General features: G+C 62.6%; 16 protein-coding genes. 5 read left to right on the forward strand and 11 right to left on the reverse strand.

Annotated elements, in window-relative coordinates; genetic code table 11:
- Positions 1–8 precede the first annotated feature (8 nt).
- Positions 9–3,467 (forward strand): transcription-repair coupling factor, encoded by a 3,459-nt coding sequence (mfd, locus tag M3P21_RS00620; RefSeq protein WP_249705962.1) that lies wholly within the window; start codon positions 9–11, stop codon positions 3,465–3,467.
- 127 nt (positions 3,468–3,594) lie between these two features.
- Here mfd and M3P21_RS00625 read toward each other — a convergent pair whose 3' ends face one another.
- The 4 genes from M3P21_RS00625 to M3P21_RS00640 form a co-directional block, all read right to left on the reverse strand.
- The gene (locus M3P21_RS00625; RefSeq protein ID WP_249705963.1) at positions 3,595–5,262 is read right to left on the reverse strand and encodes a tetratricopeptide repeat protein; all 1,668 of its coding nucleotides are present in this window, start codon (positions 5,260–5,262) and stop codon (positions 3,595–3,597) included.
- A gap of 51 nt (positions 5,263–5,313) precedes the next feature.
- The gene (locus tag M3P21_RS00630; RefSeq protein WP_249705965.1) at positions 5,314–6,522 is read right to left on the reverse strand and encodes a multidrug effflux MFS transporter; all 1,209 of its coding nucleotides are present in this window, start codon (positions 6,520–6,522) and stop codon (positions 5,314–5,316) included.
- 75 nt (positions 6,523–6,597) lie between these two features.
- Positions 6,598–7,272: a DsbA family oxidoreductase gene (locus tag M3P21_RS00635; RefSeq protein WP_249705967.1), complete on the reverse strand. Its 675-nt coding sequence runs from the start codon at positions 7,270–7,272 to the stop codon at positions 6,598–6,600.
- A complete protein-coding gene (locus M3P21_RS00640) occupies positions 7,269–8,777 on the reverse strand; it encodes a class I adenylate-forming enzyme family protein (RefSeq protein WP_249705968.1) in 1,509 nt (502 codons plus the stop codon). Before M3P21_RS00640 ends, M3P21_RS00635 begins: the two co-directional genes overlap by 4 nt.
- Before the next feature lie 64 nt (positions 8,778–8,841).
- Here M3P21_RS00640 and M3P21_RS00645 point away from each other — a divergent pair, with 64 nt between their 5' ends.
- Entirely contained in the window at positions 8,842–9,465 is a 624-nt protein-coding gene (locus M3P21_RS00645) for a helix-turn-helix domain-containing protein (RefSeq protein ID WP_249706331.1), read from the forward strand.
- 6 nt (positions 9,466–9,471) lie between these two features.
- Here M3P21_RS00645 and M3P21_RS00650 read toward each other — a convergent pair whose 3' ends face one another.
- Together M3P21_RS00650 and M3P21_RS00655 are read right to left on the reverse strand one after the other, a co-directional pair.
- Positions 9,472–10,149 carry an aquaporin gene (locus M3P21_RS00650; protein WP_249705969.1) on the reverse strand — a complete coding sequence of 226 codons (678 nt, stop codon included), beginning with the start codon at positions 10,147–10,149 and terminating at the stop codon, positions 9,472–9,474.
- Between the two features lie 27 nt (positions 10,150–10,176).
- Positions 10,177–11,994 carry an extracellular solute-binding protein gene (locus M3P21_RS00655; RefSeq protein WP_373319915.1) on the reverse strand — a complete coding sequence of 606 codons (1,818 nt, stop codon included), beginning with the start codon at positions 11,992–11,994 and terminating at the stop codon, positions 10,177–10,179.
- Between the two features lie 399 nt (positions 11,995–12,393).
- Here M3P21_RS00655 and M3P21_RS00660 point away from each other — a divergent pair, with 399 nt between their 5' ends.
- Together M3P21_RS00660 and M3P21_RS00665 are read left to right on the forward strand one after the other, a co-directional pair.
- Positions 12,394–13,167: a 3-hydroxybutyrate dehydrogenase gene (locus M3P21_RS00660; RefSeq protein WP_249705970.1), complete on the forward strand. Its 774-nt coding sequence runs from the start codon at positions 12,394–12,396 to the stop codon at positions 13,165–13,167.
- 145 nt (positions 13,168–13,312) lie between these two features.
- Entirely contained in the window at positions 13,313–14,338 is a 1,026-nt protein-coding gene (locus M3P21_RS00665; protein WP_249705971.1) for a patatin-like phospholipase family protein, read from the forward strand.
- Here the strand turns inward: M3P21_RS00665 and M3P21_RS00670 are convergent, their stop codons facing one another.
- The 4 genes from M3P21_RS00670 to M3P21_RS00685 form a co-directional block, all read right to left on the reverse strand.
- Positions 14,339–15,019, reverse strand: a complete 681-nt coding sequence (locus tag M3P21_RS00670; protein ID WP_249705972.1) for a DUF502 domain-containing protein — start codon at positions 15,017–15,019, stop codon at positions 14,339–14,341.
- A gap of 77 nt (positions 15,020–15,096) precedes the next feature.
- Positions 15,097–16,011: a pseudouridine-5'-phosphate glycosidase gene (locus M3P21_RS00675; RefSeq protein WP_249705973.1), complete on the reverse strand. Its 915-nt coding sequence runs from the start codon at positions 16,009–16,011 to the stop codon at positions 15,097–15,099.
- Positions 16,008–16,901: a PfkB family carbohydrate kinase gene (locus M3P21_RS00680; RefSeq protein ID WP_249705974.1), complete on the reverse strand. Its 894-nt coding sequence runs from the start codon at positions 16,899–16,901 to the stop codon at positions 16,008–16,010. Before M3P21_RS00680 ends, M3P21_RS00675 begins: the two co-directional genes overlap by 4 nt.
- Positions 16,902–16,950: 49 nt before the next feature.
- Positions 16,951–17,748 (reverse strand): DUF4198 domain-containing protein, encoded by a 798-nt coding sequence (locus M3P21_RS00685; RefSeq protein WP_249705975.1) that lies wholly within the window; start codon positions 17,746–17,748, stop codon positions 16,951–16,953.
- Between M3P21_RS00685 and M3P21_RS00690 the strand changes: the two genes are divergently transcribed.
- Positions 17,747–18,889: a HupE/UreJ family protein gene (locus M3P21_RS00690; RefSeq protein WP_249705977.1), complete on the forward strand. Its 1,143-nt coding sequence runs from the start codon at positions 17,747–17,749 to the stop codon at positions 18,887–18,889. The genes M3P21_RS00685 and M3P21_RS00690 overlap by 2 nt on opposite strands.
- 2 nt (positions 18,890–18,891) lie before the next feature.
- Here the strand turns inward: M3P21_RS00690 and M3P21_RS00695 are convergent, their stop codons facing one another.
- Positions 18,892–19,512 (reverse strand): thiamine phosphate synthase, encoded by a 621-nt coding sequence (locus M3P21_RS00695; RefSeq protein WP_249705979.1) that lies wholly within the window; start codon positions 19,510–19,512, stop codon positions 18,892–18,894.
- Between the last annotated feature and the right edge of the window lie 151 nt (positions 19,513–19,663).

The raw sequence follows: 19,663 nt of genomic DNA on the forward strand, positions 1-19,663 counted from the left end.
CCAAAAGCATGCAGGCAACGGATCACATTCTGGTCGGCGGCGCGCCCGAGGGGTATGACGCGCAACTGATCCTGCGCGAGATCGCGCGCGCGGATGGGCATGTTTGCCATGTCGCCCGCGACGACAAGCGGATGGAGGCGATGCGCGCCGCGCTTGCTTTCCTTGCCCCCGATATGCCGGTCTTTGTCTTTCCCGGCTGGGATTGCCTGCCGTATGACCGGGTCTCGCCCAATGCCGAAGTGTCTGCCGCACGCATGGCCACGCTGGCGGCACTCGTACACCAGATGCCGCAGCGCTTTGTGCTGCTGACCACGTTGAACGCCGTCACCCAGCGGGTTCCGGCGCGCGCGCTGCTGCGCGAGGCGGCCTTCACCGCACAGGTCGGCCGGCGTATCGACGAAGAGGCGTTGCGGAACTTCCTCGTGCGGATGGGATTCACCCAGAGCCCCACGGTGATGGAACCCGGCGACTACGCCATTCGCGGCGGCATCATCGACATCTACCCGCCGGGCGAAAGCGGCCCGGTGCGGCTGGATCTGTTCGGTGACGTGCTGGATGGTGCACGCCGCTTTGATCCGGTCTCGCAACGGACCACCGAAAAGCTTGACGTCGTGGAACTGGCCCCGGTCAGCGAAGTGATCCTGGACGAGGCCGCGATCACCCGCTTCCGGCAGAATTACCGGATCGAATTCGGTGCGGCGGGCACCGATGACCCGCTCTATGAGGCGGTGAGTGCAGGGCGCAAGCATCAGGGGATGGAGCACTGGCTGCCCTTCTTTCACGAACATCTGGAAAGCCTGTTCGATTACCTGCCCGAGGCCACGATCACGCTGGATGATCAGGTCACGCCCGTGCGGCTGGCGCGGTGGGACAGTATTCAGGACCAGTACGAGACCCGCACCCACGCGCTACAGAACCGCTCGCGGATGGACAGCGTCTACAAACCGACGCCGCCGGGTCTGCTCTATCTTGATGACAATGCCTGGACTGAGGCCGTTGCGGCGCGCCGCGTGATGCAATTCAATCCGTTGCCGCAGGCCAGCGGGCCAGGTGTGATCGACGCAGGCGGGCGCATCGGACGCAATTTCGCGCCCGAGAGGCAACAAGAAAGTGTCAGCCTTTTTGGGGCATTGGCCAGCCATGTTCAGGCGAAACTGGACGCGAAACCCGTCCTGATCGCCTCTTATTCTGAAGGTGCGCGCGAACGCCTGACCGGGTTGATCGAAGATGAAGGCCTGGCTGAGGCGGTTCCGGTTCCCAACGGCACACGGATCGGCAAGCGCGGATTGCATCTGGCGGTCTGGGCGCTGGAACACGGCTATGAGACGCCCGAGATGGTGGTGATCTCGGAACAGGATGTGCTGGGCGACCGGCTGATCCGCGCGCCCAAGAAGCGCCGAAAGGCCGAGAACTTTCTGACCGAGACTCAATCGCTCAGCCCCGGCGATCTGGTGGTGCATGTGGACCACGGCATCGGCCGCTATCAGGGCATGGAAGTGGTGACTGCCGCCGGGGCCGCCCATGAATGCCTGCTGCTGGAATATGCCGAGGCGGCCAAGCTGTATCTGCCAGTCGAAAATATCGAATTACTGTCGAAATACGGCCATGACGAAGGCCTGCTCGACAAGCTGGGCGGCGGCGCGTGGCAGGCCAAGAAGGCCAAGCTCAAGGAACGCATCCGCGAGATGGCCGACCGGTTGATCCGCATCGCCGCCGAGCGTGCCCTGCGCAAGGCCCCGATGCTCGATCCGCCCGCCCATGCCTGGGAAGAGTTTTCCGCCCGCTTTCCCTATCAGGAAACCGATGACCAGCTGCGTGCCATTGGCGACGTGATGGAAGACCTGCAGTCCGGCCAGCCCATGGACCGGCTGATCTGTGGCGATGTGGGATTTGGCAAAACCGAGGTGGCGATGCGCGCCGCCTTTGTCGCCGCCATGTCGGGGTTGCAAGTGGCGGTGATTGCGCCCACCACTTTGCTGGCCCGCCAGCACGCGGCCAGCTTTGCCGAACGGTTCCGCGGGTTCCCATTGGAAGTCAGACAGTTGTCGCGATTTGTTTCCGCAGGCGAAGCGCAGAAAACCCGCGATGGTCTGTCGCGCGGAACGATCGACATCGTCATCGGCACCCATGCGCTGCTGGCCAAGGGCATCCGGTTCCAGAATCTGGGCCTGCTGATCATCGACGAGGAACAGCATTTCGGCGTCGCCCACAAAGAGCGCCTGAAACAATTGCGCAGCGACATCCATGTCCTGACCCTGACCGCCACGCCGATCCCGCGCACCTTGCAGCTGAGCCTGACCGGGGTGCGGGATCTGTCGATCATCGGCACCCCGCCGATCGACCGGCTGGCGATCCGCACCTATGTCAGCGAGTTCGACGCGGTTACCATCCGCGAGGCGCTGCTGCGCGAGCATTACCGGGGCGGGCAGAGCTTCTATGTGGTGCCCCGGATCAGCGATCTGCCCGAGATCGAGGCGTTCCTGAAGGAGCAATTGCCGGAACTGACCTATATGGTCGCCCATGGCCAGATGGCCGCCGGAGAGCTCGATGACCGCATGAACGCCTTCTATGACGGCAAATATGACGTGCTTCTGGCCACCACCATCGTCGAATCCGGCCTCGACATCCCGACCGCCAACACGATGGTGATCCACCGTGCCGACATGTTCGGGCTGGCGCAGCTTTATCAGATCAGGGGCCGGGTGGGTCGCTCAAAAACCCGCGCCTATGCCTATCTGACCACCAAACCGCGCGCCAAACTGACCGACACGGCCGAGAAACGCCTGCGTGTGCTGGGCTCGCTCGATACGCTGGGGGCCGGGTTCACGCTGGCCTCTCAGGACCTGGATATTCGCGGTGCGGGGAACCTGCTGGGCGAGGAGCAATCCGGCCAGATGCGTGACGTTGGCTATGAGCTTTACCAGTCGATGCTGGAAGAGGCGATCGCCAAGATCAAGGCGGGCGAGATGGAAGGGCTCAGCGATGCCGACGATCAATGGGCGCCGCAGATCAATCTGGGCGTGCCGGTGTTGATCCCCGAAGATTACGTGCCCGATCTGGACGTGCGCCTCGGCCTTTATCGCCGCCTGTCATCTTTGTCGAAAAAGGTGGAACTGGAAGGCTTTGCCGCCGAGTTGATCGACCGGTTCGGCACGCTGCCCAAAGAGGTCAACACGCTGCTGCTGGTGGTGCGCATCAAGGCGATGTGCAAACGCGCCGGCATCGCCAAACTGGATGGCGGGCCAAAAGGGGCCACGATCCAGTTTCACAACGATAAATTTGCCTCGCCCGAAGGGTTGGTGGAGTTCATCCAGAACCAGAAGGGCCTGGCCAAGGTCAAGGACAACAAGATCGTGGTGCGCCGCGACTGGGCCAAGGAAAGTGACAAGATAAAGGGTGCCTTTGCGATTGCGCGTGATCTGGCGGAAAAAGTGATTGGGACGCGGAAAAAGGCCAAGACCGCCTGATTGGGGGCGCTGCCCCCGCCGCGGCAAGCCGCGACTCCCCCGAGGTATTTTGAAACAGAAGAAAGAGGGGGCCGGACGTCATCTGGCCAAAAGTGTCCCCGCCGGAGGCATCGCGCGGCGCGCGCGATTATGAGGTCTCGGCCGGCATTGCCGCCTGAGCACAGAAGCAGGAGGCTGCCAAAGCGCGATCAGCGCGGGCCAGCGCAAGGTCGAGGCGTTGTTTGATCTGAACGATTTCAACCTGTTCCTCGCGCGCCTTCAGGCAGTCATGCAGGCCTTTCAGGCTCCAGACATTGTCGGGATGTACCGTCGCGCGGCTGAGTTGACCGCCGAGGCCGAGGTCTTCGCGATAGACCGATTCGGCCTCATGGGTATGGCCCTGCTCAAACAGCAGCGCCCCCAGCGCATGGCGGGTGGGCTGCATCCAGCCCCAGGGCTCGTCATAAGGCAAGCCATCGTCCAGCGCGACTGAGGCGCGCAGATGGGCAAAGGCGGTCTTGAAATTGCCTTTGCGGTAAGCGATCTCTCCGCGCAGCATTTCGGATGCGATTTCAAGCAGATGGATGACCTTGTTGTTGTGTAGCAGCCTTGTGTCGGGCACCCGCGCACGGGCGGCGTCGAACAGCTTCTCCTCGGCTTCCGCGGCGGGCACATCGCCTGTGGCTGCATGCGCGAGGGCGCGCGCATAGTGTACGGTTGCTGTCACCGTCCGGTAGAGGTCGCGGTCTTCGGGCAGCTCCAGCGCCTTCGCGTCTTCCCATTGACCGAAGCGGATCAGGATATGCGGTTCCATCGCCATATAGCTTTCGAAGAAATCCGCCATCGGTGGGCTTTCGATGCGCAGCATCTCTTCCGGCGTGGTGTCCCAGATACCACGATTGGCCTCAAGCGCAGGCTGCATTTGTCCTAGGAAAAGAGCGCCATAGAGGGCGAAGTGGTAGTTGTGCTGGCGGTAGCCGGTATAGATGTTGAAGGCACCCTCGCGCGCGTAGTATTTCAGATCGGCAACCACCGCTTGCCGGTTCCAGCGCACCACGTCCTGATAGTGACCGCAAAGCACGTCGATATGGGTTGGCATATGCACCAGATGCCCGGCGTCGGGCACCAGCGTGCGCAGGATATCCCCTGCTTTCAGGGCTTTTTCGGGCGTCGGCGACATCTCCATCAGGTGGATATAGAGGTGCAGTAAGCCGGGATGGGACATTGCGGCCGGGTCATCGCGCATGGCGGTTTCGAGAGCCTCTCGCGCTTCCAGCGTGGCGGCGCCTTCAGCCGGGACACCGCTGCGCAGGTCCCACATTTTCCACGGGGTCATGTTGAGCAGGCTTTCGACGTAGATCGTGCGCAGGTCCAGCTGATCGGGGCAGGTGGCAAAGGCCGCGCGCATGGCGTCGGCGAAATCACGGTCCCAGACCTCCATCTGGTCGATCGGCGCGCGCTGCGGGTAACGCGCGGGCAGGGCGGTGATCAGTTGGGCTTCAAGCTCGCTGCAACCCTCCAGCCGCGCCACTGCTTCCTGTGTGGCGTCATAGGCCTTGGCCAGCGCCCGCTCGCGTCCGCCTTCATCCAGCAACGCCCAGGGCAGGTTGTAATTGGGACCCGCCGCATAGGCCACGCCCCAATGGGCCATGGCGCAATCGGGATCATGGTCCAGCGCGCGCTCGAAACAGGCAACGGCCTCGTCATGGTTATAGCCATAGGTCCAGACCAGCCCGCGATTGAACCAAAGCTGGGCGTCCTGCGACTGCGTGGTGATCCGGCAGCTATGCGTGCCGAGGTCGTAATCATATGACATGGTGGCCCCTCCTGCGCCGCAGGATAGGTCAGGCGCGCGCTTTCGCAAAGCTCAGGCTGTGACGCTCTGTTCCACCCGCGCCATCTGCAGCATGAGCAGGAAGGCCAGCACCGACATGATGAATATACCCGCAGTCAGCGGCAGCAACGTGCCATCGAAGAACAGCCCGATCGGGGCCGCGATCAGCGCCGCCAACACGGTCGAGATCGCCCCGATCACCGAGGCGGCCATGCCCGCGATATGGCCCATCGGCTCCATCGCGATGGCGTTGAGATTGCCCAGCGTGATGCCGACCATGGCAAAGACGCTGGCCTGCCAGACAACAAAGAGGGCAAAGCTGGTCATGTCGGACAGGGCCATGCTGTTGAGGAACAACACGCCGCCCGACAGAACGATCTGCGCCCCCAGTGCCCAGGTCACCAGTCGGCGCATGCCCAGCCGCACCACAACAGCGGCGTTCAGCAGGCTGGCCGTGCCCGAGACCAGCGCCACCGCGCCGAACCAGAAGGGGAATGTCTCTTCCCGGTCGAAAATCACGTCATAGACCGGCTGCACCATGGTGAGCATGGTGAACAGGATGCCCAGGCAAAGCGTCTGGACCGCGATCGACAGGCGCACGGTGGGATTGCGAAACATCTCCTGCACCGCGCTCCAGAGCAGTGAGGCGCGGAACGGGCGCCGGTTTTCACGCGGCAGCGGTTCGTCGAGCCGCAGGCCCATCCAGGTCACCATGATGCAGGCAAACACCACAAAGGCGACAAAGACCCCGCGCCAGCCCGAGAACGCGATGATACCCGCGCCCAAGGCCGGGGCCACGGCGGGGAAAAGCGTGAAGATCATCATGGCAATCGACATGATCCGTGCCATCTGACGACCGGAATAGAGGTCGCGCACAACCGCCACGGCCACGATTCGCGGGGCGGCGGCGCCGATGCCCTGCAATACGCGGGCGGCCAGGATGGTCTCGAGCGAGGTGCTGGCCCAGGCCAGAATCGCGGCGAAGATATAGAGCGCAACGCCCACCACGATCACTGGTTTGCGCCCGAATGCGTCCGACAGCGGGCCGGTGAAAAACGTGCCGATCCCCATGCCCGCCACAAAAGAGGTCAGGATCAGCTGCGCGCGGTTTTCCTCGTCAGGGCTGAGCTCGCGGGCGATCTCGGGCAGAGCGGGCAACATCGCGTCGATGGAAAAAGCGATGGTGGCGAACATCACCGCAATCAGCGCGATGAACTCGGCCGTTGAAATCCTTGTGCTCATTGACATGCTCCTTCTCCGCCCGCGCTATCACGCGGATGGGATCAGAGCCATAGACGTAATTGCACAAGTCTTGTGCTACTGTGCAGCTTCTGTTTCAAGCTGAGACTTGATGTCCCGGATGACTTTTTCCCACAGCTCGGGCGGTTGTGCGCCGGGCACCGCGTGCTGGCTGGCAACGATGAAGGTCGGTACCGAACTCACGCCCATCTTGCGCGAATGGGCATCGCGGGCGGCGATCTCGTCGCGGTCGGCCTCCGATTGCAGCAGTTTCAACACGACCGAGGCATCCATCCCGAGACCGTCGGCAATATCGCCCAGAACGTCGCGGTCCCCGATATCGCGCCCGTCGACGAAATAGGCTTTGAAAAGTGCGTCAACCGCTTGATTTTGCTTGCCCTCTATTCCCGCCCAGTGGATCAGCCGATGCGCGTCCATCGTGTTGGGGGTGCGGGTCATGGCGTCGAAATTGATCGTGAGGCCAGCCTGTTCGGCATGCTCAACCACCGGCGCATAGGCTTTGACTGCGCCCTCCTTGCCGCCGAACTTGCCTTCCAGATAGGCGCGGCGGTCCATGCCCTCGGCAGGCATGTCGGGGTTCAGCTGGAACGGGTGCCATTCGATGACAAAGGGATGATCCGGGATCGCGGTCAGCGCCTTGTCCAGTTGGGTCTTGCCGATATAGCACCAGGGGCAGATCGGATCGGACATGATGTCGAGCTTGACGGTGGCCGGGTTTTTGGGCTGGGTCATGGTGAAGGCACCTTGAAAAGCGCGGGCAGCGCGCGTCGGAGGAGCTTGCCGTTGCCGCCCATGGGCAGCTCGGACAGGTGAATATAAGCGCGCGGTTGTTTGTAGCGGGCGAGCCGGTCTTCCACATAGGTCTGCAAGGTGCTTTCGTCCAGCTTTTCGGGGCCGGTATAGAAGGCGGCGATGATATAGGTATCGGGTTTGACCTCGACTGCGGCAGCGCCGGATTGGGTGATGCCGGGATGGCGGTTCAGAACCGCTTCGACCTCGACCGGTGAGACCCGGTAGCCGCCCGCGTTCATCATGTCGTCATTGCGGCCCAGATAGGCGATGCTGCCATCGTCCTGCATCACCCCCTGATCGCCGGTCAGGAACCAGTCGCCCTGAAACCGGGCCCTGGTCTGCTCTGGCGCGTTCAGATAGCCCAGCATCAGGCCGGGGTCAGAGCGATGGATGGCGATTGTGCCTTCCGCGCCGATCTCGACCGGTCCGTTTTCACCCAGCATCGCGATCCGGCGGCCCTTCTGGGGGCGCCCAAGAAGATCGCCACGCGCCGGATGACCGGGGCAGGCGGATATGAAGGTGGAACATTCGGACATGCCATAAGCCTCATACAATTCGGTCCCGGTTGTTGCATTCCAGCGTTCGTGCAAAGCGGGCGAGAGTTTCTCTCCGGCGCAGAGCCCGTGGCGCAGGTCGGGCAGGTCGGGCAGAGGGCCCTGCTGCAGGACCTTGCGGTAAACACCTGGTGCTGCGGCAAAAATCGTCGCTTTGTGTTCGCGCAGCAGCATCGGCAGGTGTTCGGGCGCGGTTCCGGCGGCAGGGATCAGGGCGGTGCCGCCGATGGCCCAGGGGTCCATCAGCCCGGTGCCCAGCGTATAGGTCCAGTTGAACGCGCCCGCATGGCAGAGGCGGTCATCCTGTGTCAGCCCGTACCAGCCCTCGACCATCATCTGCCGCGCCCAGATCGCGCGATGGGCATGGGCCACCGCATGGGGCGTGCCGGATGTGCCCGAGGTATAGACCACATATCCCATCCGGTCCGGATCACCCATGTCATAGGCGGCGGGCGGCAGGGCACGCATGGCCCGCAATTCGCTCAGCCTGAGGGTCCGGTCATGCGGCGCGCAGGCCACGCCCGGATCACGCAGCACCGCCGCCGGGGACAGGTCCGCGATTATCTTGGCGGTTTCGGCTTCGGTCAGTTGCGACGAGGTTGGCACCGGCAAGATTCCGGCGGTGATGGCGCCCAGATAGGCGATCGGGAAATCGACCGTATTGCCCAGCCGCATCAGAACGATCTCGCCCGGCAGGATGCCGCGATCCAGCAGGCCGGTGGCAGTGCCGCGAATGGCGGCCTCAAGCTCTCCATAGGTCCAGTCCTGCGTGCCCAGCACCGAAAGCGCCACCTTGTCGGGCAGCATCTGCGCGTGACGCATCACAAAAGCGGCAAGGTTGAACGGGGTCGGGCAGGGCGGCGGTGGCCCCTCATCGAAGATCGCAAGCATGACGTTTGGCTATCTTGCACGGGCGCGCGTTGCAAGCGGCGTGCGCGGCTCCTATACAGGCGCCATGAAACCGCAGGACGCCACATCACTGATCCGCATTGCCCGCGAAAACGGGACCGAGGAAAGCTCGGAGCCGCTGGATCTTGGCGCGCGGGTGCGCGAGTTGCGCAAGGCGCAGGACTGGACGCTGGAACAGGCGGCCAACGAGGCCGGGCTGGCCCGCTCGACGCTCAGCAAGATCGAGAACGGGCAGATGTCGCCCACCTATGACGCGCTCAAGAAACTGGCGGTGGGGCTGCGCATCTCGGTGCCGCAGCTGTTTACCCAGCCGGAAAAGGGCCAGGTGAACGGGCGCATGTCGGTGACAAAATCCGGCGAAGGGTCGGAACATGCCACCGCGACCTATGAACATGAACTGCTGGCGGGCGCCCTGACCAAAAAGCAGATGCTGCCCTATCGGGCACGGGTCCGGTCCCGCTCGATGGAGGAATTCGACGGCTGGGTGCGCCATGACGGCGAAGAGTTCCTTTATGTGCTGACCGGGGTGGTCCGGCTATACACCGAGTTCTACGAGCCGGTCGAAATGCGTCGCGGCGACAGCGCCTATTACGATGCCACGATGGGGCATAACGTGGTTTCGGTCAGTGACGAGGACGCAACGATTCTGTGGGTGACATCGCTGGCCTGAACCGTGTCAGCCTTTGGCGTCTTCGGTCTCATCCCCGGCAAAGAGCCAGTTCAGCACGACATGGCCGATGAAAACGGCGATGATCTGCATGATAATGAACATCGGGATATGGCCGGGTGAAATGCCCGCAAATGTGTCGGTGAACCCGCGCGCAATGGTCACCGCCGGGTTGGCGAAACTGGTGGACGAGGTGAACCAGTAAGCTCCGGTGATATAGAAGCCGACCAGCGGCGGCACCGCGTCGGGCCGGTGCCGGACACCGCCGAAGATGACAAACAGCAAGCCCAGCGTGGCGACGATCTCGGAGAACCACTGCCCACTGCCACTGCGATGCATGGTTGTTGAGTTTTGCAGCACCGGCAGATCGAACATCAGATGCGCCGCCCAGACACCGATAATCGCCGCGATAATCTGCACGACGACATAAGGCGCCACATCCTTCCACGCATGTTCGCCGCGCAGGGCAAAGGCGAGCGTGACGGCAGGGTTGAAATGCGCGCCCGAGATCGGACCGAGCGTGGTGATGATCGCAAAAAGGATACAGCCGGTGGCAATCGCATTGGCCAGCAGCGCCAGCGCGACATTCCCGTCCGACAGCGTCTGCGCCATGATGCCCGAGCCGACGACACCGATCAGCAGGAAGGCGGTGCCGAAACCCTCGGCGAAAAGTTTGCGGGCGGTCACGTCCTGTCTCCGGTGATTCTGGGTCCGTCAGTCGGCCTGATACCACCAGACATCGGGCATGTATTGCGGCCCGTCGCCATAAATCGGCAGCGCTTGCGGGAATTTCATCTCTTTGACATGGGCGATGCGCCCGACGTCGAAATTCCAGAACGGGATCACATAACGCCCCGAGGTCAGGATACGGTCCAGCGCGCGGGTCGCGGCGATGAAATCCTCGCGTGAGGTTGCGGTGAGCATGTGTTCGATCATCGCATCCACCGCCGGAGAGGCCACCCCCATCAGGTTGCGCGTGCCCGGCGTATCGGCGTTTTCGCTGCCCCAATAGAGCTTTTGTTCGTTGCCCGGCGACAGCGACAGGGCGCGCCGGTAATAGGTCATGTCGAAATCAAGCGCGTTGGTGCGCGAGGTGAATTGCGCATCATCCACCTTTTCGGCGGCAATCACGATGCCCAACCGTTCCAGCGCGCGGGCAAAGATCTCGATCGCGGTTTCGCTTTCCTTGTCGCCCTGGCTGATCAGGATGTTGAACCGCATCGGTGTGCCATTCTGGTCCTGCAGCACGCCATTTTCCACGCTCCACCCGGCCTCTTCCAACAGCGCGGTGGCCGTGCGGATGTTGCGACGGTTGCGCTCGCTGCCGTCGCTTTGCGGCAGGTCATACCCCTCCAGCGCGCCGGGCAGCAGGTCTTCGGCAAAGGGCTCCAGAAGGGCGCGCACCGGGCCGTCGGCTGGACCCGGCTGCAGCGCAAGCTCGGAGCCCGAGAAATACGAGGTGATGCGCGGCTGCGCGCCGCCGGTGATGGTGTCGTTGATGAATTCGAAATTGAACGCATGCAGCAGCGCCTCGCGCACGCGCCAGTCATCGAAGGGCGGTTTGCGGGTGTTCATCACAAAACCGGTGATGCCCGAGGGTTTCAGATGCGGGATGTCAGTCTTGACCACATCGCCGCGCTGCACGGCGGGAAAGTTGTATTGCGTCGCCCATTTGTCGGCGTTGAACTCGCGCACCGCTGACAATTGGCCCGCCTTGAAGGCTTCGAACAGCACGGTCTGGTCGCCAAAGAACTCCAGCCGCATCTCGTCATAATTCATCGTGCCGCGCCGGAACGGGATGTCGCCCCCCCAATAGTCCGGGTTGCGTTTGAAATTGAGGTAACGGCCCGCCTCGTAGCTGTCGATCACATAAGCGCCCGATCCGATGGGAATATCCTGTAACTGCGCCGCGGCGAAATCCTTGCCCTGCCACTGCGCTTTCTGCAGGATCGGGCGCATCCCGGCAATCAGGGCCAGTTCGCGATCCTCGACATTGAAGGTGATCCGTACCTTGCGCGGTCCGGTTTCCTCGATGCTGGCGATTTTGCCCCAGAGGCCGCGATACCGCAGATGCCCCTCGGTACCGAGAGTCTGGTAGGACCAGATCACATCCGCGACCGTGACCGGGTTGCCATCAGAGAATCGGGCCTCGTCCCGCAGGGTGAATTCGACCCATGTCCGCTCCGGATCAGTCTCAACCGATTCGGCCAGAACCCCGTAAAGCGTAAAGGGTTCGTCCCAGGAACGGCCCATCAGGCTCTCATGCGTCCAGAAACGCAACTGCCACGGAACGGTGCCTTTTTGCACAAACGGATTGAGACTGTCGAAGCCGCCGGTATTGCCAAAGACAACCCGTCCGCCCCTGGGAGCATCGGGGTTGGCATAAGGGAGCGACACAAAATCGGGTGGCAGTTCGGGGGCACCATACATAGCTATGCCATGCGTCGATTCTGCATCCGCAAGTTGTACCGTAAAAATGAGGCCGATTCCGGCACTTAGCACGCGTATCCGGCGGGCGATATCCTGTAGCATTTTAGCAACAATCCTGCTCTGGCCTTATTTTGTTATGCTTTGAGCGTAGCGATGGATTCACGTCTTTTCAAACTTTTAGCTTGGATGCCGCAGCGGAATTGCTTATAAAGGAGTCACTGCTCGATAGGTTTCTTGCCTGTATGAAACCTGCCTCAATAACTTAACGCCCGCTTCGTGCGGGCGTTTTTTTTCGTCGTGTCGGCAGCGGGGCGGACCTGGCTGGTAATCTCACATAGCCTGGAATTGTCGTTTGATTTTGCGGCATTTTGTCAGGCCGCACGGGGACCCGCCTGCATTTTCGAAGCCGGGCCGCAATTCACCGCAACTTCCCCGTTTTCTTTGCAACTGCAGCATGGCAGGCTGCGCCTCAGGCAGACAGACCGCGCAGGAGGATGGGGCATGACGCTATCGGGAAAGACCGCCGTAATCACCGGATCGAATTCCGGTATTGGATTGGGGATCGCATGGGAGTTGGCGCGCGCGGGCGCGGATGTGGTTCTGAACTCGTTCACTGATCGCGACGAGGATCACGCGCTGGCGCGTGACATCGCCGAAGAGACCGGCACGCAGGCGCGCTATATCAAGGCCGACATGTCACAAGGCGCGGAATGCCGCGATCTGATCGCACAGGCGGGGTCGTGCGATATTCTGGTGAACAATGCGGGCATTCAGCATGTGGCCCCGATCGATGAGTTTCCGGTCGAGAAATGGGATGCGATCATCGCCATCAACATGAGCTCGGCGTTTCACACCACCGCTGCCGCCCTGCCGATGATGCGCGCGGCAGGCTGGGGCAGGGTGGTCAATATCGCCTCGGCCCACGGGCTGACCGCCTCACCCTTCAAATCGGCCTATATCGCCGCTAAGCACGGTGTCGTGGGCATGACCAAGACCGTCGCGCTTGAAACCGCGCAGGAGCCGATCACGGCAAACGCGATCTGCCCCGGCTATGTGCTGACCCCGCTGGTTGAGGCTCAGATCCCCGACACGATGAAAAAATACGACATGGGCCGCGATGAGGTGGTCAAGAAGGTGATGCTGGAGCGTCAGCCCTCGAAAGAGTTCGCAACGGTCGAACAACTGGGCGGCACAACGGTGTTCCTGTGCTCGGATGCGGCAGCGCAGATCACCGGCACCACGATATCGGTCGATGGCGGCTGGACCGCGCTTTGAGGGGACAGGAGGGGGCTTGCCCACTCTGGGCCCGCGGCCCATTCCCGGGCTCCGCCCGTTCGCAGGCAAAACTGTCCACTGGACAGTTTTCGGGTAGCCTGCTCACCCCCCAAGGTATTTTCAAACAGAAGAAGGAGCGGATCGGGTGAAACGGATCAATCTTGCGCTACAGGGCGGTGGCGCGCATGGGGCGTTCACCTGGGGGGTGCTGGACCGCATTCTGGACGAGCCGGATGTGGAGGTGGCGGCGATCACCGGCACCTCGGCCGGGGCGCTCAATGGCGCGGCGTTCAAATCGGGCATGGTGGCAGACGGGCGCACGGGCGCGCGGCGCAATCTGGATCAGCTCTGGGGTCGGATGGGCGCGGTGGACGATCTGCGGCTCTCGGGCTGGATGTCAGCGCTTGATCCCGGCCATCTGGCGCGGACGATCGAATATTCGCTGCCGTTCTCTGTCGCCGACACCTGGTCGCGGATGGTCTCACCCTACGCCTATGGTCCGTTTTATTCCAACCCCTTGCGCGGGGTTGTTGATGGGTTTGACTACAGGACCGTCTGCGCGGAAGAAGGCCCCGACCTGTTCATCTGCGCCACCTGCGTGCGCTCCGGCAAGATCCGGGTGTTCAAGGGCGGCGAGATCAGCACCGATGCGATCCTCGCTTCGGCCTGTCTGCCCAGCATGTTCCAGGCGGTCAAAATCCACGATCCGAAAACCGGCCGCGACGAGGCCTATTGGGATGGCGGCTATACCGGCAATCCGGCGCTGTTTCCGCTGTTTCACGAAGACTTGCCCGGCGATGTGGTAATCGTCAACATCAACCCGCTGGAGCGTGACGAGCTGCCTGTCACACCGCAACAGATTCAGAACCGGATCAATGAGATCAGCTTTAACTCGTCGCTCTTTCGCGAGTTGCGGGCGATCAATTTTGTCCAGCGCCTGCTGGCCGACGGGACGCTCACGGCGGGGCGCATGAAACGGGTTTTGGTGCACATGATCGCTGATGACGCGTTGATGAACGAGCTGTCGGTGGCAACAAAGATGGTGCCCGCACCGCCAATTCTGCACAAGCTGAAAACGGCGGGGCAAGAGGCGGCGGACCGCTTCCTGAGCCAGCATAAATCCGATCTGGGCGCGCAAAGCACCGTCGATCTGGCCGAGATGTTCAGCTGATCACTCTTCGGGTGGCTGGGTCGGGTCCTTGCCGTTGGGGTAGACGAGGCCGGCTGAAATCACCAGCTTGGCAGCTTCCTCGACGCTCATGTCCAGAATGATCACGTCTTCAGCGGGAAAATAGAGCAGGAAGCCCGAGGTCGGGTTCGGCGTCGTGGGCACGAAGACGCCCAGCAACTGGCCGCCGGTTTCAGCACGCTCTGCCACTTCGCCCTTGGCCGGGATCGAAACGAAACCGATGGCCCAGATCCCCCTGCGCGGGTACTGGATCAGGCAGGCTTTTTCGAAGCTGCGTTCGGACTGGGCGAACACCGTTTCCGAGATTTGTTTGATGCCGGAATAGACCGACCGCACCACCGGCATCCGGTCCACCATGCTTTCGGCGATCTGGATCAGCGAGCGACCGATAAGGCCCTTGGCGATCCAGCCCACAAAGACCGTGAAGACCAGGAAGATGATGACGCCGACACCGCGCAGATTGATGCCGATATATTGCTCGGGGCTGATCGTGCCGGGCACCAGTGGCAGAACCACGCCGTCGATCCAGCCGACCACACTCCAGATCAGCCAGATTGTCAGCCCGACCGGTGCGATCACGACGATGCCGGTCAGAAAGGACGCGCGCAGCCCAGCCAGCAGACCGGGGCGTTTCTGTGGTTCCTCGTCAAATGGTGTGTTCATTTTTGTTCCGTCCAACCCGCAGGTTAGTTAAGTCTTTCTGATCGCGGTAACAATGGCGCAGAACGGTTTCGGTGGGCTCAGCCGGTGATTTCCGACAGAGACCGGGCGATTTTTGCCGCCAGACGGGCATTGTTGCGGACCAATGCGATATTGGCGGTCAGCGACCGGCCCCCGGTGCGTTCGAATATGCGCTGCAGCAGATAGGGCGTCACCGCCTTGCCGGTGATTCCATGGGCGTCGGCATCGGCCTGGCACTGGGCAATGATCGGGGCCAGTTCTTTGGCCGGGATCTGATCCTGGAGCGGGATCGGGTTGGCGACCAGCTGCCCGCCCGGCAGGCCGAGCGCGGCGCGGGTGGCATGGGCGCGGGCGATTGTGGCGGCATCATCCATGCGCAATGGTGCCTTGAGAGGCGACTCTACGGACCAGAAGGCCGGGAACGCGTTCTGCCCATGCGCGATCACCGGCACGCCGAGGGTTTCCAGAACCTCCAGCGTTTTGGCCAGGTCGAGGATCGCCTTGGCCCCCGCCGCAACAACAGTGACCGGCGTTTGCGCCAACTCGTTGAGATCGGCGGAGATGTCGAATGTGGTCTCGGCCCCTTTGTGGACACCGCCAATGCCGCCGGTCGCAAAGACCTCAATCCCGACGCGGTGGGCGGCGATCATGGTGGCGGCAACCGTGGTGGCACCGGTGCCTCCGGTGGCGATGCAGGCCGCCATATCGGCGCGCGACAGCTTTGCCACGCCCTGCGACTGGCCCAGCGCCTGCAGCGCCTCGGCCTCGAGCCCCACATGCAATTGCCCTTCGAGCACTGCGATGGTGGCGGGGACGGCCCCGGCGTCGCGGATATCCTGTTCGACCTGCGCGGCCACCTCGATATTCTGCGGATAGGGCATGCCATGGGTGATGATGGTGCTTTCCAGCGCCACAACGGGTTTGCCAGAGGCGCGCGCGGCGGCGACCTCGGAGGAATGTCGGATGTCGATCACAGCGGGGTCTCTCCTGAAACATAAGTCGCGGCGGCGAGCAGTGCGCGGTTGAGCGCGGCTGCGCGGCCCGCACCTGTAGCCTCGGCCGCGATATGTGCGGCCATGAACGTGTCGCCAGCACCGGTCACGCGAGTGACCAGCACTGCGGGCGGGGTCTGGGTGATTGCGCCGCTGGCATCAGCCTCGGTCGCGGACTTACCGCCATCGGTCACCAGCACCCGCAGCGCGCCACGACCCAGCAAGCCTTGCGCGGCGGTGGCGGAATCGGGGAATTCGGTCTGACACAGCAGCCCCGCCTCTTCGAGATTGACATACAGCGTGGCGCGAGCGTTTTGCAGGAACGGCAGCAGCCGCTCGGCCTTGCCGGGCGAGGCCGGGGCCACGCGCAGATCGGCGCGTGCAAAAGCCGGGTTCTTTGCGATTTCTTCCAGCAGAGAAAGCGTCAGGTTGCCGTCGAGCGCAACCAACCCGTCATAGGGAGCCTCGCGCGACCCCAAGGCGCCATCTTCCATCGGGCGCAGGATTTTCGCGCCCGCCGCTTCCAGCGAATGGGCGTCGGCAATGGCGGCGATCAGACCATTTGCGCCCTCGACCGCCATGTAGCGATCTGTCGGCAGGTCTTCGGAGCGGTAGATATGGGCGGTTTCCATGCCCATGCGCGCGCATGTGCTGATCAACTCATCGCCTTCGGCGTCGCGTCCGATCGTGGTCAGCAGGGCCGGTGTCATGCCGAACCGGACCAGCGTCATTGCGATATTCATCGCCACACCGCCAGGCAGGCGGGTGATGCGTCCGGGCACGTCCGATCCCTGCCGCATGTGACTGGCCGAGCGCCCGATCACATCCCACAGAACCGAGCCGATACAAAGAATATCCGTCTGCTGCGTCATGTCTGCTCTCATGCCCAGAAATCGATTGCTGCGCAAGGGCCGCCGCCGCTCAGGGCACCGCGAATGTCAGCGACGCCCACAGGCTTTCCCAGACCGCACCCTCGGGCCCGTCATAGGGACGCAGCCGGACAGCATCCAGCAGGTAGCTGTGACCGGATGTCACCGGGATCACAGCGCGCCCGTGCGCATCGGTGCGGGTCAGCGAGATCTGCACGGCGCCATCGGGGGCCCTGTCGAAAATCTCGACCTGTGCATCCGGTTGCGGCTGGCCCTGATAATAAAGCTGCACGGCAACGCCATCGGCGCGTGGATCGGAATAGGGATTGGTCAGGGCGACGAATTCGGTCTCCATCCCGCTGCGCGTGTCAGCACCCTTGCCGGTGCCGACTGCGACCAGCGATTTGGCAAAACGGGTATAAACCTCATGGAACCCGTCCAAAGGCAGGCCGCGCGCCAGATGCTGTTCGCGGATGCCGGGAAAGTCCTTGTGATCGGCAAAATCCTGAAATGTCTGCCAGTCCTTGTAGTCGAGCGTGTCGGGCGCGGTCTGGTGCAGGATGACCACAAGACCGTCCCGTTCGGGCTGCGTGCTCAGCGCCGGAATGTCGCCAAGACGACCCTCATAAGGCAATGCGTTGCCGCCATACCGCAGCTCGAACCGGGCGATGCGATTGGGGAAATAGGCCTGCGGCGTGCCATAGAGTTTCTGCCCCACCCGCAGTTGCGCCGTCAGTTCAGTGTCGGTTTCGACTTGAAACTTCAACGGTTCGATCCAAAACTCATGCGCAAGGCCCGGCAGGGCAAAGGCACAAGCCGAAACAAGGGCGAGCAGGGGGCGGCGGGACATGGCAGGGACCTTTCACGCGATGCACCTCAGGCTGCGCCTGTGGGTGCTGCTGTCAAGTCTCTGGTGTTTGTGCGCACCCGCTCTGGCCCATGAGGTGACGCCGAGCATCGCCGATTTCTCGGTCAGCGAGGGTCAGCTGACCATGGAATTCCGTCTGAATGTCGAGGCGTTTCTGGCCGGGATCGATCTGGACGGGATGAGCGACACGGACGAGTCGGAGCTTTCAACCAACTATGACAGCTACCGCGCCATGGGGTCTGCGGAACTTGAACCGCTGGTGCGCGATTTTGCGATCGGCTGGATCGAAACGCTGGCTGTGGATGTGGGCGGGCCGGTGGACCTGTCCTTTGAAGGGGTGCGCATCCCGGTGATCGGAGACACCGATCTGCCGCGCGCCTCGCATCTGCTGTTTGCCGGGGGAGTGCCCGCAGCGGCGCGTGAATTCCGGATGACATGGCCCGGTGGAGCGGGCGATCTGGTGTTGCGTCAACAGGGGGTCAAGGACCCTTACACCGGTTATCTGAAAGGTGGCGAGACCAGTCCCGCGATTGCCCTTGCGGGTGGGGCAGCGCTGGGGCCTATGGCGACGTTTCAGGCCTATGTTCCCATCGGGTTCGAACATATCCTGCCCTATGGGATCGACCACATCCTGTTTGTGCTGGGGCTGTTCTTTCTCAGCCCGCGCCTGCGCCCGCTGGTCTGGCAGATCAGTGCCTTCACGCTCGCCCATACGCTGACACTGGCATTGGGGACGTTGGGTGTGGTGCAGGTGCGGCCCGAGATCGTCGAGCCGCTGATCGCGCTGTCGATCGTGTTTGTGGCGCTTGAGAATATCTTTGTGCGGCGTCTATACCCGTGGCGGGTCGTGGTGGTGTTCGGCTTTGGATTGCTGCACGGGCTGGGTTTTGCCACGGTTCTGGGCGAATACGGGTTGCCTGCGGCTCAGTTCATCCCGGCGTTGGTCGGGTTCAATATCGGGGTCGAGATCGGACAGCTGACAGTGATCGCCATCGCATTCCTGACGGTCGGTCTGTGGTTTCGCGACCGCAGCTGGTATCGCGGCCGGATCGCTATCCCGGCCTCGCTGGTGATCGCCGGAATAGGGGCCTACTGGTTTGTCGAGCGGGTTTATCTGACCTAGGATCAACCCATTGCAGCGACAAGCTGTTGCAGATTGGCCAGCGGGTCCTCACCCTCCCAGATCTCCTGACCGATGCCAAAGAAATCGGTCTGAGAGGCAAGCTGGCGGACCAGATCCTCGGTCAGGCGGCCCTCGGCCACGACGGGCACTTCGATCATTTCGGACCACCACTGGAACAGGTCCGGTTCGGCAAAGGCGCCATCACCCAGAGCGGTCGCGCCGAGCGGGCCGAAACTGACATAATCGGCGCCGGCCTCGCCTGCGGACATGCCGTCATGGCGCGAAACACCACAAAAGCTGCCGACGATGGCGTCGGCACCAAGCTCTTTGCGGGCCGCGCGGACCGAGCGTGCGGCATCGCTGAGATGCACGCCGTCCAGCCCCAGCCGCTGCGCCAGCAACACGTGATCCGAGATCACCAGCGCGACATCGCGGGCATGGGCCACCTCGCGCAGCGCATCGGCGCTGCGGGCGACATGGTCTTCGTCAGCACTGGACAAGGCCAGCCGGATGCAGGCGATCTCGGCCTCGTCAAGAACCCGCGCCAGTTGATCAGGAAACTGCTGCGGGTCGATCTCGGGCGGGGTGATCAGGTAGATCTGCGGCTGCTCGGGGCTGTCCATGATGGCGGTCCTTCAGGTCTTGGTTTCGGGCCGTTTACTGGATTGCGGGTGCGATGGGAATATCAAAGGCGCGCTGCCGGGCAAGCTGCGGCCTTCAGGATGAAACGCCGATGCCAGCTTGCGTAACCCGCGCTGGCGCTTTAGAGCGGGC

This window comes from Ruegeria spongiae, assembly GCF_023502395.1.
Taxonomy (GTDB): Bacteria; Pseudomonadota; Alphaproteobacteria; order Rhodobacterales; family Rhodobacteraceae; genus Ruegeria_C; species Ruegeria_C spongiae.